The sequence below is a fragment of the Variovorax sp. ZS18.2.2 genome (assembly GCF_024701975.1).
Lineage (GTDB): Bacteria > Pseudomonadota > Gammaproteobacteria > Burkholderiales > Burkholderiaceae_C > Variovorax.
Window position 1 is genome coordinate 258,268 of record NZ_JANLNM010000005.1, and the last position, 17,213, is coordinate 275,480.

Sequence of the window (17,213 nt, forward strand, 5' to 3'; positions counted from 1 at the left end):
CTCTTGGAAGAGGGATGTCGTTCAGTCGAACGCGTAGGTGAAATCGGCATCCTTCACATCCAGCGCGACGCGGCGGATCTCTCCACCGGACGCGAGGCGTTGCAGGTACTCGACGGAAATGGTGGGCAGCACCGTGTTGGTCAGGATCGCGTCGATCACGCGGCCGCCCGACTCCGGGTCCTGGCAGCGCGCGACCACCTGCTCGATCACCGCCTCGGTGTATTCGAAGGGCACGCCGTGGTTGGTCTCCACGCGCTTCTTGATGCGACCCAGCTGCAGTCGCACGATCTTCTTCATCATGTCGGGCGACAGCGGGTAGTAGGGAATGGTGACGATGCGGCCCAAGAGCGCGGGCGGAAACACCTTCATCAGCGGCGCCTTCAGCGCATCGGCCAGCGCGTTCGAATCGGGCAGCAGCTCGGGGTCGCGGCACATGCTCATCACAAGCTCGCTGCCAGCGTTGGTGGTGAGCAGGATGATCGTGTTCTTGAAATCGATCATGCGGCCCTCGCCGTCTTCCATCCAGCCCTTGTCGAAGACCTGGAAGAAGATCTCGTGCACGTCGGGGTGGGCCTTCTCGACCTCGTCGAGCAGCACCACGCTGTACGGACGGCGGCGCACGGCCTCGGTCAGGATGCCGCCCTCGCCGTAGCCCACATAGCCCGGCGGCGCGCCCTTGAGCGTGGAGACGGTGTGCGCCTCCTGGAACTCGCTCATGTTGATGGTGATGATGTTCTGCTCGCCGCCGTAGAGCGCCTCGGCAAGCGCCAGTGCGGTCTCGGTCTTGCCGACGCCCGAGGTGCCGCAGAGCATGAAGACGCCGATGGGCTTCTGCGGGTTGTCCAGGCGCGCACGCGAGGTCTGGATGCGGCGCGCGATCATCTCCAGGCCGTGCTTCTGGCCGATGACGCGCATGTTGAGCGTGTCGGCGAGCTTGAGCACCGCTTCGACTTCGTTCTTGACCATGCGGCCGACCGGAATGCCGGTCCAGTCCGCGACCACCGAGGCCACGGCCTGTTCGTCGACCGACGGAAGAATGAGCGGCGACTCGCCTTGCACCGCGTGGATCTTGGCCTGCAGCTCGTGCAGTTCGGCGAGCAGGGCGGCGCGGTCGTGCGCGGGGGCAGCGGCAACAGCACCGGCAGCCGCGTCTGCAGGCGCGGCATCTGAGGGCGCATCCACCGGCTTGTTGCCCGCGCGCAATTTGCTGCGCAGCTCCAGCAGCCGGTCGACCAGCCCCTTCTCTTCCTGCCAGCGCGCATTCAGCGCTTCGAGCTGCTGCTTCGATTCGACCAGCAGCGCCTCCACCTGCGCCGAGCGCTTGGTCACGTCGATGCCGATGGTGGCCTCGCGGCCGATGATCTCCTGCTCGACCGTAAGCCCTTCGATGCGGCGCATGCAGTCTTCCACTTCGGGCGGCGTCGCGTGCTGCGACACGGCCACGCGGGCGCATGCGGTGTCCAGCAGGCTCACAGCCTTGTCGGGCAACTGGCGCGCGGGAATGTAGCGGTGCGAGAGCTTGACGGCCGCTTCGATGGCCTCGTCGAGCAACTGCACGCGGTGGTGCTTCTCCAGCACGCTGGCCACGCCGCGCAGCATCAATATCGCCTTCACCTCGTCGGGCTCCGGCACCTGCACGACCTGAAAGCGGCGGGTGAGCGCCGGGTCCTTCTCGATGTATTTCTTGTACTCGGCCCAGGTGGTCGCGCCGATGGTGCGCAGGTTGCCGCGTGCGAGCGCGGGCTTGAGCAGGTTGGCCGCATCGCCGGTGCCGGCCGCGCCGCCCGCGCCCACGAGCGTGTGGATCTCGTCGATGAACAGGATGATCGGCGTCGGCGAACTCTGCACCTCGTCGATCACCTGGCGCAGGCGCTGCTCGAACTCGCCCTTCATGCTCGCGCCGGCCTGCAAGAGGCCGATGTCGAGCGTGAGCAGCTTCACGTCCTTCAGTTGCGGCGGCACGTCGCCGCGTGCGAGGCGCTGCGCAAAACCTTCCACCACTGCCGTCTTGCCGACGCCGGCCTCCCCGGTCAAGAGCGGATTGTTCTGGCGGCGGCGCATGAGGATGTCGACGATCTGGCGGATTTCCTCGTCCCGCCCGGTCACCGGATCCATCTCTCCCTTCTTGGCTTTCTCCGTGAGGTCGACAGCAAATTTCTTGAGCGCATCGCCCTTGCCCATGGCGGCGGGCGCCATCGCGCCCGAGTCTTCGCCGGGGGCGCCGCTGCCCATGCCGGTGCCGTCCTGCGCGCGCATCTGCGATTCGGGCGAGGCATCGCACACCTTCGGGAAGTTGTCGGCCAGGTCCTCGACCTTGATCTTCTCGAACTGCTTGGACAGGCCGAACAGCGGGTTGCGCAGGCTCTGCGTCTTCAGCATGGCGACCACGATGTAGCCGGTGCGCACCTGCGCCTCGCCGAACTGCAGCGTGGCGTAGGTCCATGCGCGTTCGATGGCGTTCTCGATGTGCGGCGAGAAGTCGCTGATCGCGGTGGCGCCGCGCGGCAGGCGGTCGAGCGCGGCGGTCATGTCCTTGGCGATCACCGACACATCGAGGCCGTAGTGCTGGATCACGCGATGCAGGTCGGAGTCCTGCGCCTGCAGCAGCTGGGCGAACCAGTGCTCCAGTTCCACATACGGATTGCCCCGCATCTTGCAGAACACCGTGGCGCCTTCGATGGCCTTGTAGGCCAGCGAGTTGAGCTTGCCGAAGAGGGCGGTGCGACTGATTTCACTCATGGAAGACTCCGTATCTGTTGAAGACGATTCATGCCGGGAAATTTGAATGAAGGACGTTCGGCGATGTGTGGGCGAATTCAGGGTGGGGCCGCGAGCCTTGCGCTGGCCAGCCAACCCTGCACGTTCCGCCCCGCCTCGCGGCGCGGAACGATCGGCTCGATGCGAACGGCGCCGAAACCGGCGGCCGCAAGGCAGGCCTCGACGTGAGCTGCCGCATGGCGGTAGCGGCCGCTGCCCTCGATCTTGAAGTCGTCCCGACCCCCGGCCATGGCCTCGACCGTGAACACCACGCCGCCTTGCGGGCGCAGCGCACGCGCGGCTGCCGCCAGCACCTCGTGCAGATCGCCGAAGTAGCACAGCGTGTCGGCCGATGCCACCAGGTCGAACCGGGCGGGCTGTGTCTGCAGGTAGTGGGTGAGCTCGGCCTTGTGCAGCACGTCGTAGCCGCCGCGCTGCTCCGCGCGCTGCAGCATGCCGACCGACAGGTCGCAGCCGGCCAGGTGCGAGGCCCAGGGCCGCAGCAGCGGGGCGCAGAGTCCGGTGCCGCAGCCGGCATCGACCACCGCCAGATGCGCGGCGGGCGGGCCATACATGTCCTGCACCGCGCGGGCCACCAGTTCGGGGGCGCGGTAGTGCAGCTTCTCCAGGCTCGCGTCGAAGCTTCCTGCGTAGCTGTCGAACAACGTCTCCACATAGCCGTCGCTGGCGCGCTCGGGCGCATGCCCCTCGCAGGCGGCCAGCAGATGCGCGACCACGGGGTTGCCTGGATCTTCGGTCAGCCACTCCCGGTACATGCAGATGGCCTGCTCGTTCTCGCGGAGCAGCTCCAGCGCGCGAATCACCTTCGAGCGCGCGCTCAGGTTGCGCGGCTGCAGCAGCACCGCACGGCTGTTGGCGATGACGCTTTCCTCGATGCGCCCCTGCTCCATCAGCGCGATCGACAGGTTGTACCAGGCCTCGCTGGACGTCGGCCGCAGTTCGATCGCACGGCGGCTGACGCGCTCGGCGGCCTGCCAGTGGCCTTTGCTGCATTCGAGCGTCGCGATGTTGCTCAGCGCGTCGGCGCCGTCGTCACCCTTGGCAAAGGACACGCTGTTTTCATAGGCACGCATTGCATCGTCGACGCGGCCGGCCTCGACCAGCAGATTGCCCAGGTTGTTCCAGGCGCCGCTCTGCGCGGGTTGCAGCGTGAGCGACCGCCCGATCAACGCGATGCTCTCGGCGTCGCGCCCCTGCGCATGGCGCAGCAAGCCCTGGTAGTGCAGGGCATCGGGGTCGCCGGGCGCGGCTTCCAGAATGCGGGCGAGCAGTTCGTCGGCCGCGTCGAGATTCCCCGCCTTCGTCAGGTCCGCCGCTTGCACCAGCGCGGCCGCGTGCGCCGCCGTGTCTGCACACCCGAGAGTCGTCGTCATGCCGCGGCTCCTGCAGCGGCCCGGACGGTCATCGAGCTGTTGCCGATGCGCACGTCCGCCGCGTCCTTCGAGCGCGTGCGCTGACCGAGCCACGAGACCCAGCCCAGGCGCGGCGCGTTGCCCTGCTTCTGCCCGAGCCGCGTGACCGGCACCTCGGCCTTCTCGAGCACGAGTTCGGCATCCCATTCGAGTTCGTCGCCCAGCAGCTGCTGCATCCAGCGCTGCAGCACCGGCCGCGCGGTGCCGATCGGCAGGAACATGCGGTACTGATCGAGCGTGAGCGGCCCCATGTGCAGGCGCACGCGGTGCTGCCGGTCCCACGCGCGGGTGCCGAGCATCGCGCCCATGCCCATCGAGCGCGAGCTCTCGCCCCGCCCGAGCCGCGTGACTTCGTCCGTGGGCACGCGCATCCAGTGGCCGACCCAGCGCTCCAGCGTCACCGGCACGCCGAAGTAGCTGCACAGCACCGACTCCACGCTCTCGGCGTTGTGCACGCGGCGCGCGAGCCAGCCCGAGAAATGCAGGCGCGCATCGTCGTGCACCTCGTCGCGCCCGATGCGGCCCGGCGTGCCGGTGCCGATGAACGCGCCGACCTGCAGCCTGAAGCGGTCTTCGCCCGGACGGTCGAGCGCCACCGCGGGCCGTGCCTGCGCCCACGCGCGGTAGAAGTGCAGCGAGAAGCGATGCAGAAAGCTGTCGAGAAACGCCAGCCACGTCGGGTCGCCATGGTTCAGGCTGCGCTCGCGGACGAAGTCGCTCAGGTGAACCGGCAGCGGGCCGTTGGGGCCGACGTAGCTGAAGAAATGCTGGCGCAGCCGCGGTGGCGAATACGCGGTTGCCGGCTCGAAGCGGCTGAAGCTGGCCGGCGCGAACGACAGCGAAGGCTCCTGCCCCACGCGCACCGGCTCGGCGCTCGGCAGCAGCGCGCGGCCCCAGCGCGGCGTGGTCGCGGCGACCGATTCCAGCCGGCGCATGACCGCGAAGTAATCGAACGACCACGGCTCCGCCGACCATCCGCGCAGCGCGTTGTCCACGCGTGTGGCTACAGAATCTGCCGGGTCCCGCACAGCGGCCTCCATCGCATGGTCTCGCCCTTGCCCGCCACGCGCAGCACGGTCTCGACGAAGTGATTGACCTCCACATGGCGCGCGAGAAAGCGCGACATCACGGCGCCGAAGAGAAACACGCTGTGGCCATGGAACGCATCCTTGTCGACCTCCAGCGTCACCTCGAGCCCACGCCCGAACGCGATCGGCCCCTTGAGCGGCAGGCGGCGCGCCACGGGCTTGCTCTTCACGGACAGGAGGCCACGCACTTGGCCCTGGCGCATCTCGTCGGCGTGCGTGGCATAGAGCATCAGCGTCTCGCGCAGCGCGGCGGCACCCTGCTCCGGCGTGCTGTCGGAAATCGACAGATAGTTGAGCGCGAGGTGGTCGACCACCCGCCAGCCCAGCCCCTGGCTCACCACCGGCGACACCGGCCGCGAGGGCCCGCGCACCATGCGCACGCGCTGCACGGGGAAGGAGTCGACGCAGTCGAAATCGTTGTCGCGGCCGAGCGGCATCAGGAGCGGCAGGTCGCGGTTGGTGCACAGCGCGGTCACCGCCAACTGCCGCAGCGTGGCCGCATACGGCGCCTGCTGCGGATCGACGATCTGCATGTAGACCTCGGAGCCGATGTGGCTGCTGCGGTGGCCCTCGGTGCGCTGCCGCACCGACAGCATGCGCGGCTCGCGCGTGGTCGTGAAGTAGGCGGGGTGGCTGTGCCGCGTGCCGTGAAAGGCCGAGTAGAAAGGCCGGAACGGCTGCTCCGCCGCCGCGGCATCGACGCCGGGTGCGCCGTGGCCGATCACCTCGGTGACGGTGTGCACCTCGAAATCCTGCGGCCGCGTGCGGTCGGGCACCAGGTGGAACTGGCTCACGCCTTCGGTGAGCGGCACGCGATCGAGCCGCTTGTTGAAGAGGTTGACCACCGGCACGCAATGGAGCTGGATGTTCTCTGCGCTCACCAGCTTTTCGAGCGCCGCATCGCCGCGCGAGAACAGCAGCACGAGTTCGATCTCGGTGACCGGCATGGTCGCGAGCAGCGCCTGCAGCCCGGCGATGCGCAAAAACTGGAAGCGCTGCGGAAACGCGAAGTACTCCTGCAGCAGCCGGAAGCCCGAGAAGCCCGTGGCCGTGACCGGCAACAGCGCCTCGTCGTCCTCGAAGCCGACCGGCTGGATTGCGCTGGCCGGCAGGCTCTGCGCCACGCCCTGCAATGCGCCGGTGGGCGACAACGGCCGCACCATCACGCCGATGGGCTGGCCCAGCGCGCATTCCTGCAGTTGCCACGCCACGTCTTCCGCGCCGCCGAGGTGCAGCACCAGGTCGTCGAGCGCGATCTGGTTGAACTTGAGCCCCGCCGTCGCGCGCAGCGCGATGCGCAGGCCGCCGCGGATGGCGCGCGACTGCGGGTGCGTGGCGAGCGGCAGGTCCGGCGCATAGGTGAAGTACTGCGCGCGCTGCACCTCCATCGGCCAGATGCGCAGCGCGCCCGATGTGCGGAACTCGCAATGCGTGTTCTGCCCCACGGCCTGGCGCGCACGCAGGCCGGCGCCGCGCGGCAGCTTCGGGCCTGTCGCCAGGTTGGCGTCGTCGAGGTCGGGCGAGAAGGACACCACCGCCATCGCCGGCGTCGGTGCAAGGAAGTTCGGATAGACGATGTCGAGCAGGTGCCCCGTGAAGCGCGGGTACTCTGCATCGAGCTTGAGGTTGACGCGCGCCGACAGGAAGGCCGTGGCCTCGATCAGCCGCTCGACATAGGGATCGGCGACCTCCTGCCCCTCGATGCCCAGCCGGTGCGCAATCTTCGGAAAGGCGCGCGCGAACTCCGAAGAGCTCTCGCGGAAGTAGCGCAGTTCCTGTTCATACAGGTTCAGCAGCCGAGGGTCCATGTCGGATTTACCTTGATGCGGCTGCCGCCGGGCCGCCCCAAGGCGAGCCGCGCCTCCCCCCCGGGGGGTGGCGAATTACACGGAGCGCAGCGGAGTGAAAAGCCGGGGGGCTCATGATCTTTGCGCCATGTCCACGATCTCTATGCGGCCTTCTTCCAGATCGACTCGGCTTCGCATCAGGAACTCCAGCGGCACGGGTTGCGCCCACAGCATGCCGCGGATCTGCAGGCCGATGCTGTTGTGCGATTCCAGTGCCGAGCCTTCCATGACGAGTTCCACTTCGAGAGTGCGGGACAAAATGCGCGGCTCGAACTGCAGGATTGCGTTCTTCAAAGCCTGTTCCATGCTGACACGCTGCACCGACGAGGTGAACTGGCCAGACAGCATAGGCAATCCGTAGTTGATGACCGAGCGCGCCGCATTCGGGTACTGCTTGTCGTCCATCGCAAGCCCGAAACCCGTGGCGTTGAAGAGCCAGCTCAGGTCGCGCAGCACGGCCGCGCGCAGTGCCTGCTTGGTGAGCGTGCGCTTCTCGTCGCTCTCGCGTTTTTCAGTCGGCGCGTTGTCGACCAGGCGGTCGAGCAGCGAAGGCTGCAGGCGCTCCTGGGCGGTGAGCTCGGCCACGTCAACCGCCTCCGCTTTCGGTGCCTTCCTCTGGTGTCGCTTCTTCTTCAGCGGAAGCCACCGGGTTGAAGAGGATCTCGCGCACGTCCATCAGCGCGTACTCGCCGGCATCGCTGCCGAGCACGCGCTGGCCGTAGCCAGCCCAGACCTCGGGGCGCAGTTCGCGCCACTCTGTCTTGCGCGCGAGCCGCAGTTCGCCGTCTTCGCTCTTCTCGGTGCCTTCGTAGCGGGTGGGAATGAGCGCGAGGGTTTCGCCGCCGTTCTCGAACTGCAGGTGCGCGGGCATCCAGACGCAGTCGCGCAGGTCCTCGGGCGGCTCGATCTTGATGTGCGCGAGCCGGACGTACGGAATCCAGTAATACTTGCCGTTGACGAAGGCCTCGAGCACCGGGCCCAGGCGCATGTCGGCATCGGCCAGCCACTCGAACGGTGCGCCGTCGATGGTGCCGGCGATGGCGGGTGCGCCGTCGAACGCGCGCTGCCGAAGATCCTCGGCCAGCTCGGACTCACCGCGCCCCTGCCGCAGCAGCGACTCGATGAGAAGCGCCAGCCATTCGTCGGGCTGGCCGAAGATCATGGGCGTGCGCGTGCCGGCGAACACCTCGGCGCGCAGGCCCTCGCAGCGCACGGCGTCGCCATACACCTGCTTCATGGGAACGGCCAGCGCATCGAGCTCGGCCGCGACGGTCAGCTGGTTGAGCGCGCGCTCCCACTGGCCCAGCACGCAGAGCAGCTGCGCCATGAAGACGCGGTGCTTGCTGTCGGAAGGCTTGGCGCGCACCTCGTCGCTGAGGGCCTTGAGCGCGGCCACCGGGTCGGCGGACTTCAGGAGTTCGGCGGAGGTGGTCATGTCAGTTGCCCGTGAAGGTGCAGGTGCGCACGGCCCCGCGTGCGCCGGTCTTCTGCTGCGGCGCCGAGCGGATCTCCAGCTTCGTGTAGCTGAAGAAGACGATGTCGCAGGGTCGCTTGGGCGTGCCGCCGGTCACGATGGCGTGGCAGTGCACGCGCGCGCCCTCGAGCACGAACTCCAGGTGCGCCTGCAGGTCCTTGGAGCTGTCGCCGCCGGCCTTGAAGACCGACACCGTCACCTTCAGGTCGCTGTCCTGGCCCTTGAGCAGGCTCGCGATGGAGGCCGTGGCGGCATCGCAGTCGCGGATCACGATGAAGGGGTGGTTGCGCATCTTGCCCTTGCTGGAGCCCGGCGGAATGACCACGTCGGCCTTGTACGAGTAGCCGCCGATGTCCATGCGCTGCTTGCCGTCTTCGTACGTGCGCACCGACTCGCCCTCGATCGGCGAGCCCTTGCTCTCGATCATCATCGAGAAGTCGTTGCCCGATTCGCCCGACAGGTAGTCGAGCAGGCGCAGGGCCTCATCGGGGTCCAGTTGTCCATCGAAGGTCCAGCTCATGTCGATCTCCTGAGAAAAAATCCGTGTGGGTGGTGTGCTGTCGTCTTTACTTGGCGGCCGAAACTTCGCCCGCCCAATGAACCATCGCGGCGAAGGTCTGCCGCTCGCCCTCGGGTTGCAGTGCGCCGCGCACGCGCACTTCGGCAACCGCATCGCCTGCGCCCGTGCCGAACAGGCGCGGCGCGCTGTAGGGCGCCGCGGGCGTGGCCAGCACCAGCAGCCGGCCGCCTTCCGCGTTGAACCAGGGCAGCTCGAAGCGCTTGGTGGCGGGCGCCTCGCGCGTGCCGCGCTTGAAGCGGTTGGTCTCGCCCGGGTCCTCGGGGTAGACCTGGCGCGCACCGCCCTGCGGATCGATGCCGACGATGACCAGGTCCACCGAGCGTGCGCTGGTGTTGCGCACGTTGAGCACGGCGCGCTCGCCGCTGCGCAGCGGCAGGAGCTTCGCGTCGACCTGCTGCGCGGAGCCACTGCGCACGAGCCGATCGCCGTTCCAGACTTCGAACACCGCGTCGAAGCCGTCGAACTGCGCGTCCCTGGCGATGGTGTAGAGCTGGTTGAGCCACTTGAGGCGGGCCAGCACTTCGAGGCGACGGCGCGCTGCGGTCGCCTCGATGGGTGCTGTCTTCGCGCCAGCACCGAGCTGTGGCGAGAGCACTTCGAGCCGGCCCGCAGACCAGCGCACATCGGCGCCATCCACCTCGTTCACCGCAACAACGGAGGCCGGGTATTCGAGGCTCAAGCCCGGCGGCAACCCCTGCTCCGCGCGCACGCGCAGCGCGACCGTGGCCGGTTCGCCCAGCGGCGTGATGTTCCAGAGCGCGGCGCCGGGCAGTTCGCGCAGCGCAGGCGGCACCGCCATGCGCGCCTTGTCGTTGAAGGCCTGCGCGAGCGTGCCCTCGGCGCTGCGCACGGTGCCGTCGTCCATCGTGGCCAGCACGCGCAGCGGCTGCTGCAGCACGAGGCCGTCGAGCTGGCCGGCCTGCAGCGTGAGCGTGTCGCCGGAGCGCTGCGCGCGCCAGACCGGGCGCGTCGACACGGCCTGGGCGCGGTTGGAAAAGATCGGTGCGTCGAGGTTGCCCTCGGCCACCGGCGAAGGCAGCTCGCGCGTGGGAAAGCGTTGTGCGAGTTCGTCGATCACCGGCGGATAGACGGCCAGTACGCCGTCGAACAGATCGCGCCAGGTGGCGGGCTTGCGCGACAGCGCCTCCACCACGGCCCAGGTCAGCAGGCCCTGCGGACGCGCGTTGCGGTTCTTGCGCGGCAGGCGCAACTCGGGGGTGATCTGGTGGCTCTCCGATGCGAAGAGCGCGACGTAGCGGGCGCGCGGCACGGGGTCGGTCACGGTGGGCCGCGTCATGGCAACGCGCGCCGCGGGGCCGGGCGCGCCGATCAATTGCGTGGTGCGCAGGCCGCGCCAGCGCACCTCGTCGCCGGGCGGTCCTTCGGCGATGGCCGGCGCATCGGTGGTGCTGCGGGTCATCGAGTTCGCCGAACAGGTGTCGAAGACGGAGGCGACGAACACGTTGCGCGCGAGAAAGGCCTGGATCCAGGCGTCGAAATCGGCATCGCGCAGGTCGCCGGTCAGGGCGCTGTCGGCGCCGAGCGTGCCGCGCACGTCGCGCGCGAGGAAGTTCTCGGAAAGGCCGTCGGGCTCCTGGTAGCGCTTGTTGCTGTCGCGCAGGCGGGTGCCGTGTCCGGAGAAATAGAGCAGCACGAAGTCGCCGCTCTTCGACTGTGCGAGCAGGCGGCCGAGGGCTTCGTGGATGGCTTGCGATTCGGGCAGCACGGAGCCACTCACGCCGTCGGCGAGCACGGTGATGTCGGCGGACGCGAAGCCTTGCTTCAGCAGCGCGTCGCGCATCAGCATCACGTCATTGCGCGGTGCCTGCAGCCACAGGGCCTGCGGCTGGTTGACGAGTTCGGAGACGCCGACGAGCAGGGCGCGTTGGGTGGCGAAGGCGGTGCTTCCGGAGACGAGCAGCGCGAGCGACAACAACAGCCGCAAGCAAAGCGCCCGTATTGCTCCTTCCCCCTCTGGGGGAAGGTTGGGATGGGGGCAGGCAGAGCGCCCGATGGATGCGCCGCTTGCCCCCACCCCGGCCCTCCCCCGGGAGGGGAGGGAGAAAGACAGCGGCGCGGCGCGACTCATGGCCGCTCCGAAGCCGGCCCGGCCGATTCGACCAGCGGCGACGCCGCGAGCATCGACAACCCACCGACCGGATCGTCCACGCGCAAGCGCCAGACGCCGTTCGTGCCCGGCCCGCCGACCACTTCGGCCGACATCGAGCGCAGCAGGCGGTCGGCCTCGTCCACGCGCACACCATCTTTCCAGCGCACGACCAGGTTGGCCGACGCCACCGCAGGCGCGGCAGGCACGTTGCGAAAGCGCACGTCGTCCTCTTGCGATCCACGCCCGCCCAGCAGGCCGACGTTCTGCACCACCACGCACAGCGCAAGCACCGCGAACGCGGGCCGCATCCATCCATCGGCGCCGAACCAGCGGCGGATGCTGCCCCACCAGCCGCCCTCGGGCCGCTCCTGCGGCCGGGCGCGCGGCGAAGCGGGCGCAGCCTCGGGTGACTGCGTCAGCGCCGGGCCCAGCTGCAGGCCAGCGGTGCGGTACAGCGCCTGGTAGTCGGCGCGCGGGTCGTGCGCGCCGAGCGGCGTGCCGGAAAGCACCGAGAACACGCCGCCCACGGTGCGCAGCGCGATGCGGCCGGGCTCGGGCGCGATGGGCAGCACCTTCTGCGCGGCCCACTCGTCGTGCACCGCGCGGATCGCCGCGAGCCGGGTGGCCGAGACCTCGCCGAGCACGCGCGCGCACAGCTGCGGGCTGGGTTCGAGCGTGAGCACGTTCCAGGCTTGAATCAGTCCGAACGCCGGCTCGAAGGGTTCGTCGTCGGGTTCGAGCAGCACGTCGAAGGCACCGGCCCAGTCGGCCTCGCCCGCGGCCATCCAGCCCTGCCAGAGATCGCCGTGGATGCAGCGGTCCAGCAGCACGCCGAGCAACCGCCCTTCGTGCACCACGCTGATGAGGCGGCCCGGCGCCCAGCGTGCGGGGAAGGCCCGCTGGGCGACAGCCTCGCGGCGCCGGGCCAATTCGGTGAGGGGGAGCAAGAGATCCTGAAGTGCGGGCGCTGTCGCCGATGCGGCTTGCGGCATCGCACCCGGCATGGCCACCGTGGCCACGCCAGCGGCTGCTGCAGCTGCATCGGGCACGGCGGTGCCGCCGGTTTCGAACGCGTTGCGGATCACGCTGAGTGGGGGCCAGAGTTCGGTGTTCATGGCGGTCTGTTCCTGAATGGCTATGTCTTCAGGCATAAGACGCTTCAGCACCGAGGATTTTGAAAACCTGCAGGATCGCTGCCATGTTTTCCGCCTCGATGGCGATGCCCAGGGTCTGCTGGATCCAGCCGCCCAGCCGGGTCTTGGCGTAGTCGGCGGTCAGGCCCTCCCGCTTGTGCACGAGGCCCAGGCGCCCCGCGCGGTAGTGGTACGAGGCGATGGCATGGCGCGAGGCGATGCCCGAAAGCCCGCCCTCCGCTTCCTTGCCGAAGCCCTCGCACAAGAGGATGCGCTCGGGCTCGGGCAGCTCGGCGATGAAGGCGCGCGCGGCCAGCTGCACCGCTTCCGCGCTCAGGCCGTGTTCGGCCAGGCAGCCGTCGAGGTCGTCGCCGGCGCCGATCTCGTCTTCGAGTTGCGCCTCGGTGATCTGGTCGCCGATGGAGAGCTTGCGGCGGAACGAGCTGGCCCGCGTGCAGTCGATCAGGTAGCGCCGGAAGTACGCGCACAGCGCGAAGGCGGTCGAGGGCGCGCTGTGGCTCGCGCGCTCGTCGGCCTCGTCCGGATCGGCATCGAGCCGCAGCACCTTCACGTAGATGAACTGCGCCACCAGCTCCTGCCGCCCTTCGCCCAGGATCTGCAGCTCGGGCGGATTGCAGGCCACGAGCGCATCGCCGACGATGCGGTACATGGTGCCCATGTCGTTCGAGGACAGCGTCTGCCTGCGCCGCCAAAGGCGGACGAGTTCAGTGCTCTCCGCGGACGAAAGGGTTTCAATCATTGGCTCACCCCCAGGCTTCGCGCACTTCGTGTCGCTTCTTCAACCCCCTCACCGGGGGCAACACCAGCGGCCCGGCAAAGCCGGTTCCGCGGTGTTCCCTGAAAAAGCTCCACTGCGTCCACCGTTGAAGAGCCGGGTCCATCAGTCGTCGACGCAGACGCCTTCGCTCGGCACCAGGCATTGCGCCAGGCCCGCGCCCACCGGGCCACCGCGCGTGCGCATCGTCGACGACACCGCCGCCTGCGCCACGGCCAGGCCGCGCGGCAGAAGAATCCACAGCTGGCCGCGCTCCTTCATGCGGCGTGCGTTGGTCGCGGCCTGCTGGCCGTTGCCGAAGAAATAGTCGGCGCGCACCGCACCGCGAATTGCACCGCCGGTGTCCTGCGCGATGGTCAGGCGCTGCATCGGCGCGCCGCTGCCGGGCGTGCGGGTCGAGACGAACACCGGGTAGCCGAGCGGCGTGCTGCGCGGATCGACCGCGATCGAGCGCCCCGCCGACAGCGGCACGCCAAAGGCGCCCACCGGCCCGCCCACGGGCGAGGTCGATTCCTTGAAGAACACATAGCTCGGGTCCTTGATGCCCGAGCCCGTGACCGCGCCGGCCGTGCGGCGCCCCGGCACCACGACCGCGCCGCTGGCGGTGGGCCGCGCGAGCGTGAAGCCGCGCGTGCGGATGACACTGCTGTCGACGGCGCCGACATCGTCGTCATCGCCATCGTCCAGCTGCAGTTCGATCGACGAGCCGCGCACCTTCACCGCGCTGCGCGGCTTGCCGTTGGCGGCCTGCGCAATGGTGGGACGGAAGGGCTGGCCGTTCTGCTCGGCGTAGGCCACGCGGATGGTGTCGCCGTTGGCCAGCTTGATGCGGCCCGAGCCCTGGATCTGCATCTCGTAGAGCGCGGTGGCGCTGCTCACGAAGGCCAGCACCTTGGCGTTGGGCGCGCCCTTGGTTTCGATTTCTTCGCGGGTGTAGTACGGCAAGAGCTGCTTGCCCTCGATGCGCATGCGCACCTTGCGGTCGAGCGTGTCGCGGGTGACGGCCGAGAGGTCGAGCGCGTAGAGGCCGGGCGCGCCCATGTCGCGCGTGCTGAGGCCCGTCTGCACGACCACGTTGCGGCCCTCGACCTTCGCGGCCACCGTGCCGCTGCCGGCCGGGAGCTTGCGCGCATCGGCGAACAGCATGTCTTCCGGCTGGCCGTACACGGGGTAGATGAAGGGCGCGCCGTAAGTGCGGCTGCCCGCGATCTCGGGCTCGAAGTAGCCGGTGACCACGCCGTCGGGCTTGCGGTCGTCGTCGCGGATCTGGTAGGCCGAGAACTCGCTCTCGAAGAAGCCGCGGATGCCATTGCGGTTCTTGCCGTCGACCTTGGCGGCCCGGTCGCACACCTCTTTCCACTCGGCGCCGCGGCCGGTGAGCACCTTGCAGCTGCCCAGGAACGCGGGCCAGGTCTCGGAGAAATCGTCACGCGACCAGCCCGGCATCGCATCGAAGCTGACCGCGGTGTAGGTGGCCAGTTGGGTCGAGAAGGTGCGCGCCTGGCCGGCCACGCTCGCGCCGGTCGAGGCCGGCCGCGAACTGGTGGTCGATGACGTGTCGGTGGTGGCCGCGGTCGTGTCGGTGGTCGCGGCCGGCGGCGGATTGGCGCAGCCTGCCAGCGATGCGGCGGCCGCAACGGCGGCCCATCGGATCAGCGTGGAAGTGAAGCGCGGCGACTGTGAGGTATGCATGAAAGTCTCCTTGTCCGGAAAAAGCGGCCATCGAGCCGATGGGCCAACGTCTACAGACGATTACTTCTCGACGATTTTGAAATTCGCGACGCCATAGACGTCGTTGCACGGGGCGCCGGGCGCGCAGGTCGGCTTGCCCAGCAGCGGCGACGGGCCGGTGCCGCGCGTGGCTTCGAGCGCCGAGAGCACCGGCAGCGGGAACTGCGGAAACACGCCGTCGTTCTGCACGCCGGAAGCACTGAAGTCGCGCTCGTGCTCGCTCACGAGCACCGCGAACTGGTTGGTGCCAGCGGGACCGCCCGCGTCCATCGGCCACGAGGCGCGCGGCAGCGCGAGCGCGCTGTTGGCGGTGATCTTGTTGTACTTGTCCAGCAGGTTCGGGAACAAGAGGAACATCTCGCCGCCGCTGGACAAGAGGAACACATAGACAAAGCCGTCGCGCTTGCTGCGGATCTCGAAGGCGAGCTTGTCCTTGCCGATGTTGACCTCGGCCTTCTTCGCCGTGGCCGTGACCTCGAAGCCGGGCGCCGCGCCCGCCGCGAGCGACTGCAGCGATTCGATCGGCGTGCGCGGCGCCGCCGGCGCGGGCGGCGGTGGGGGTGGAGGCGGCGGCGGGGTCGGTGTCTGGGCGACCTTGGTGTCGATCGGTGGCGGCGGTGCGGTGGTGGTGACGTCCGTCTTGCCCACGCCACCGGCACGGCCCTGGTACCACCACCAGCCGCCGCCGGCGACGGCCGCGACGACCGCCACCGAGGCCAGTGCGGCCACGGTCTTGCCCTTGCCGCCGCCGCTTGTGCTGCTTGCGGCCCCCCGCGCGGGCGCCGGGGGTGGCGCCTTCTTGCCGGCAATCACCGTCGCGGCGTTCGCGTTGGAACCGGTGTTGTTGCCGCCCGTGCGTGCGCCCGAAGGCGGCTGCGTGCGCGGCGTCGGCGCGATGCTGTGGCCGACTTCCAGGTCGAGCGCCGCGCGCAAGTCGGCCATCGACTGCGGCCGCTGCTCGGGCCGCACGCCCAGGCCCGCATCGATCGCCTGCAGCAGCTTGAGGCTGTAGCGCTGGCGCAGGATGTCGTTGCCCGCGAGCGGCACGTAGCTGTCGGACAGGAGCCGCGCCACCGACGGCGGCGGCGCGCGGCCGCACACGGCCACGTGCATCACGGCCGCGAGGGCGTAGACGTCGGTCCATGCGCCTTGCGACATGTCGGGCATCTCGGCGTATTGCTCGATGGGCGCGTAGCCGGGCTTGAGGATGACGGTGATCGCCTGGGTCTTGTCGGTGATCACGCGGCGCGCGGCGCCGAAGTCGAGCACCACCGGACGGCCGGAGCCTTCGAGCAGGATGATGTTGTCGGGCGCGATGTCGCGGTGGTAGCAGTTGGCGTTGTGCATCACGCCGAGCGCCTGGGTCACGCCGTCCATGATGCGGATGAGCCAGGCCTCGTCGACGCCGGCGGGGATGGCGACCAAAGCCTCCCTCAGCGTGTCGCCGCGGTAGAAGGGCATCACCATGTAGGTGGTGCCGCGCTCTTGCCAGAACCTGTAGACCTTGAGGAGCGAGGGGTGGTCGAACTGGGCGAGGAGGCGGGCTTCGTTGATGAAGCTGCGCATGCCCAAGTCGAAGGTTTCGCGGTGGCGCTCCGAAAGCGGTACGACCGTGCCGTCGTACTGTCTCGTGGAGAGCGAGGTTGGCAGGTACTCCTTGATGGCCACGACGCGTTCGAGGTCGTGGTCCCAGGCTTCGTAGACGACGCCGAAGCCGCCCTGGCCTATGACTCTTGTGATTTCGAATTCTGCGAGGCGGCTGCCTACGGGGAGGAGGCCCGCCTCATGCGTTGCTGATGCGGGACTTGTTACCGGGACGTTGGACAGGCTTGTCGTGCCGGCGGTGATGACGGTTGTGCTTGTGTCGCCGCCTGTGGCTGGCTGCTGGGCCTGACGAGGGACGACTCTTGTGCGGTCGTCGTCCGGCGGCGAGGAGTTGGGGGGAGAGTCGGTCATCGACTTGCTCCTGCGGGTTGAATGCTTTGCTTCCCCTGCGAGGGGCGGAGGCCGGGTCTCGCCCCGGCGGGCGACTTACTTTCTTTTGCTTCGCCAAAAGAACGTAAGCAAAGAAAAGGCGACCCCACTGTCTGCGACCCCTGCGCTTCGCTACGGGGCAACCTGCGGTGCTCGCGTTTCGCGGGGTCTCGCCCAAACTCGCTTCGCTCAAACAAGGGCGAGCCCTGATCCGCGAAACGCTCCGCTCCTCGGCGCAGCCAGAGGGGGGTGGGAACCGAACGAGCCATCGCTGCGCTCGGCTTGCAGTC

General features: G+C 68.8%; 12 protein-coding genes. All 12 read right to left on the bottom strand.

Annotation, left to right across the window (positions count from 1 at the left end):
• Positions 1-21 precede the first annotated feature (21 nt).
• Positions 22-2,739: a type VI secretion system ATPase TssH gene (gene tssH / locus NU688_RS20575; RefSeq protein WP_257862651.1), complete on the bottom strand. Its 2,718-nt coding sequence runs from the start codon at positions 2,737-2,739 to the stop codon at positions 22-24.
• 77 nt (positions 2,740-2,816) lie between these two features.
• On the bottom strand, positions 2,817-4,151 hold the full coding sequence (locus NU688_RS20580) for a tetratricopeptide repeat protein (RefSeq protein WP_257862652.1): 1,335 nt from the start codon (positions 4,149-4,151) through the stop codon (positions 2,817-2,819).
• On the bottom strand, positions 4,148-5,185 hold the full coding sequence (gene tssG / locus NU688_RS20585) for a type VI secretion system baseplate subunit TssG (RefSeq protein ID WP_257862653.1): 1,038 nt from the start codon (positions 5,183-5,185) through the stop codon (positions 4,148-4,150). Before tssG ends, NU688_RS20580 begins: the two co-directional genes overlap by 4 nt.
• An 8-nt stretch (positions 5,186-5,193) precedes the next feature.
• Entirely contained in the window at positions 5,194-7,086 is a 1,893-nt protein-coding gene (gene tssF, locus NU688_RS20590) for a type VI secretion system baseplate subunit TssF (protein WP_257862654.1), read from the bottom strand.
• A gap of 111 nt (positions 7,087-7,197) precedes the next feature.
• A complete protein-coding gene (tssE, locus tag NU688_RS20595) occupies positions 7,198-7,710 on the bottom strand; it encodes a type VI secretion system baseplate subunit TssE (protein WP_257862655.1) in 513 nt (170 codons plus the stop codon).
• A 1-nt stretch (position 7,711) separates the two neighbouring features.
• Positions 7,712-8,560, bottom strand: a complete 849-nt coding sequence (locus NU688_RS20600; RefSeq protein WP_257862656.1) for a type VI secretion system accessory protein TagJ — start codon at positions 8,558-8,560, stop codon at positions 7,712-7,714.
• A gap of 1 nt (position 8,561) precedes the next feature.
• The gene (locus NU688_RS20605; protein WP_257862657.1) at positions 8,562-9,119 is read right to left on the bottom strand and encodes a hypothetical protein; all 558 of its coding nucleotides are present in this window, start codon (positions 9,117-9,119) and stop codon (positions 8,562-8,564) included.
• Positions 9,120-9,165: 46 nt separating this feature from the next.
• Positions 9,166-11,124: a caspase family protein gene (locus tag NU688_RS20610; RefSeq protein ID WP_257862658.1), complete on the bottom strand. Its 1,959-nt coding sequence runs from the start codon at positions 11,122-11,124 to the stop codon at positions 9,166-9,168.
• Between the two features lie 140 nt (positions 11,125-11,264).
• A complete protein-coding gene (locus tag NU688_RS20615) occupies positions 11,265-12,404 on the bottom strand; it encodes a hypothetical protein (RefSeq protein ID WP_257862659.1) in 1,140 nt (379 codons plus the stop codon).
• Between the two features lie 28 nt (positions 12,405-12,432).
• Complete coding sequence (locus tag NU688_RS20620; RefSeq protein WP_257862660.1) at positions 12,433-13,182, bottom strand: hypothetical protein; 750 nt, start codon at positions 13,180-13,182, stop codon at positions 12,433-12,435.
• Between the two features lie 141 nt (positions 13,183-13,323).
• Positions 13,324-14,910 carry a murein transglycosylase A gene (locus NU688_RS20625; protein ID WP_257862661.1) on the bottom strand — a complete coding sequence of 529 codons (1,587 nt, stop codon included), beginning with the start codon at positions 14,908-14,910 and terminating at the stop codon, positions 13,324-13,326.
• 60 nt (positions 14,911-14,970) lie between these two features.
• The gene (locus tag NU688_RS20630; protein ID WP_257862662.1) at positions 14,971-16,905 is read right to left on the bottom strand and encodes a serine/threonine-protein kinase; all 1,935 of its coding nucleotides are present in this window, start codon (positions 16,903-16,905) and stop codon (positions 14,971-14,973) included.
• Positions 16,906-17,213 lie beyond the last annotated feature (308 nt).

Bases quoted from the DNA above. Each gene is read 5' to 3' on its own strand.
- NU688_RS20615 (WP_257862659.1), bottom strand. From the start codon at position 12,404: ATGAACACCGAACTCTGGCCCCCACTCAGCGTGATCCGCAACGCGTTC.
- NU688_RS20605 (WP_257862657.1), bottom strand. From the start codon at position 9,119: ATGAGCTGGACCTTCGATGGACAACTGGACCCCGATGAGGCCCTGCGC.
- NU688_RS20620 (WP_257862660.1), bottom strand. From the start codon at position 13,182: ATGATTGAAACCCTTTCGTCCGCGGAGAGCACTGAACTCGTCCGCCTT.
- tssF (WP_257862654.1), bottom strand. From the start codon at position 7,086: ATGGACCCTCGGCTGCTGAACCTGTATGAACAGGAACTGCGCTACTTC.
- tssH (WP_257862651.1), bottom strand. From the start codon at position 2,739: ATGAGTGAAATCAGTCGCACCGCCCTCTTCGGCAAGCTCAACTCGCTG.
- NU688_RS20625 (WP_257862661.1), bottom strand. From the start codon at position 14,910: ATGCATACCTCACAGTCGCCGCGCTTCACTTCCACGCTGATCCGATGG.
- NU688_RS20580 (WP_257862652.1), bottom strand. From the start codon at position 4,151: ATGACGACGACTCTCGGGTGTGCAGACACGGCGGCGCACGCGGCCGCG.
- NU688_RS20630 (WP_257862662.1), bottom strand. From the start codon at position 16,905: ATGACCGACTCTCCCCCCAACTCCTCGCCGCCGGACGACGACCGCACA.
- NU688_RS20600 (WP_257862656.1), bottom strand. From the start codon at position 8,560: ATGACCACCTCCGCCGAACTCCTGAAGTCCGCCGACCCGGTGGCCGCG.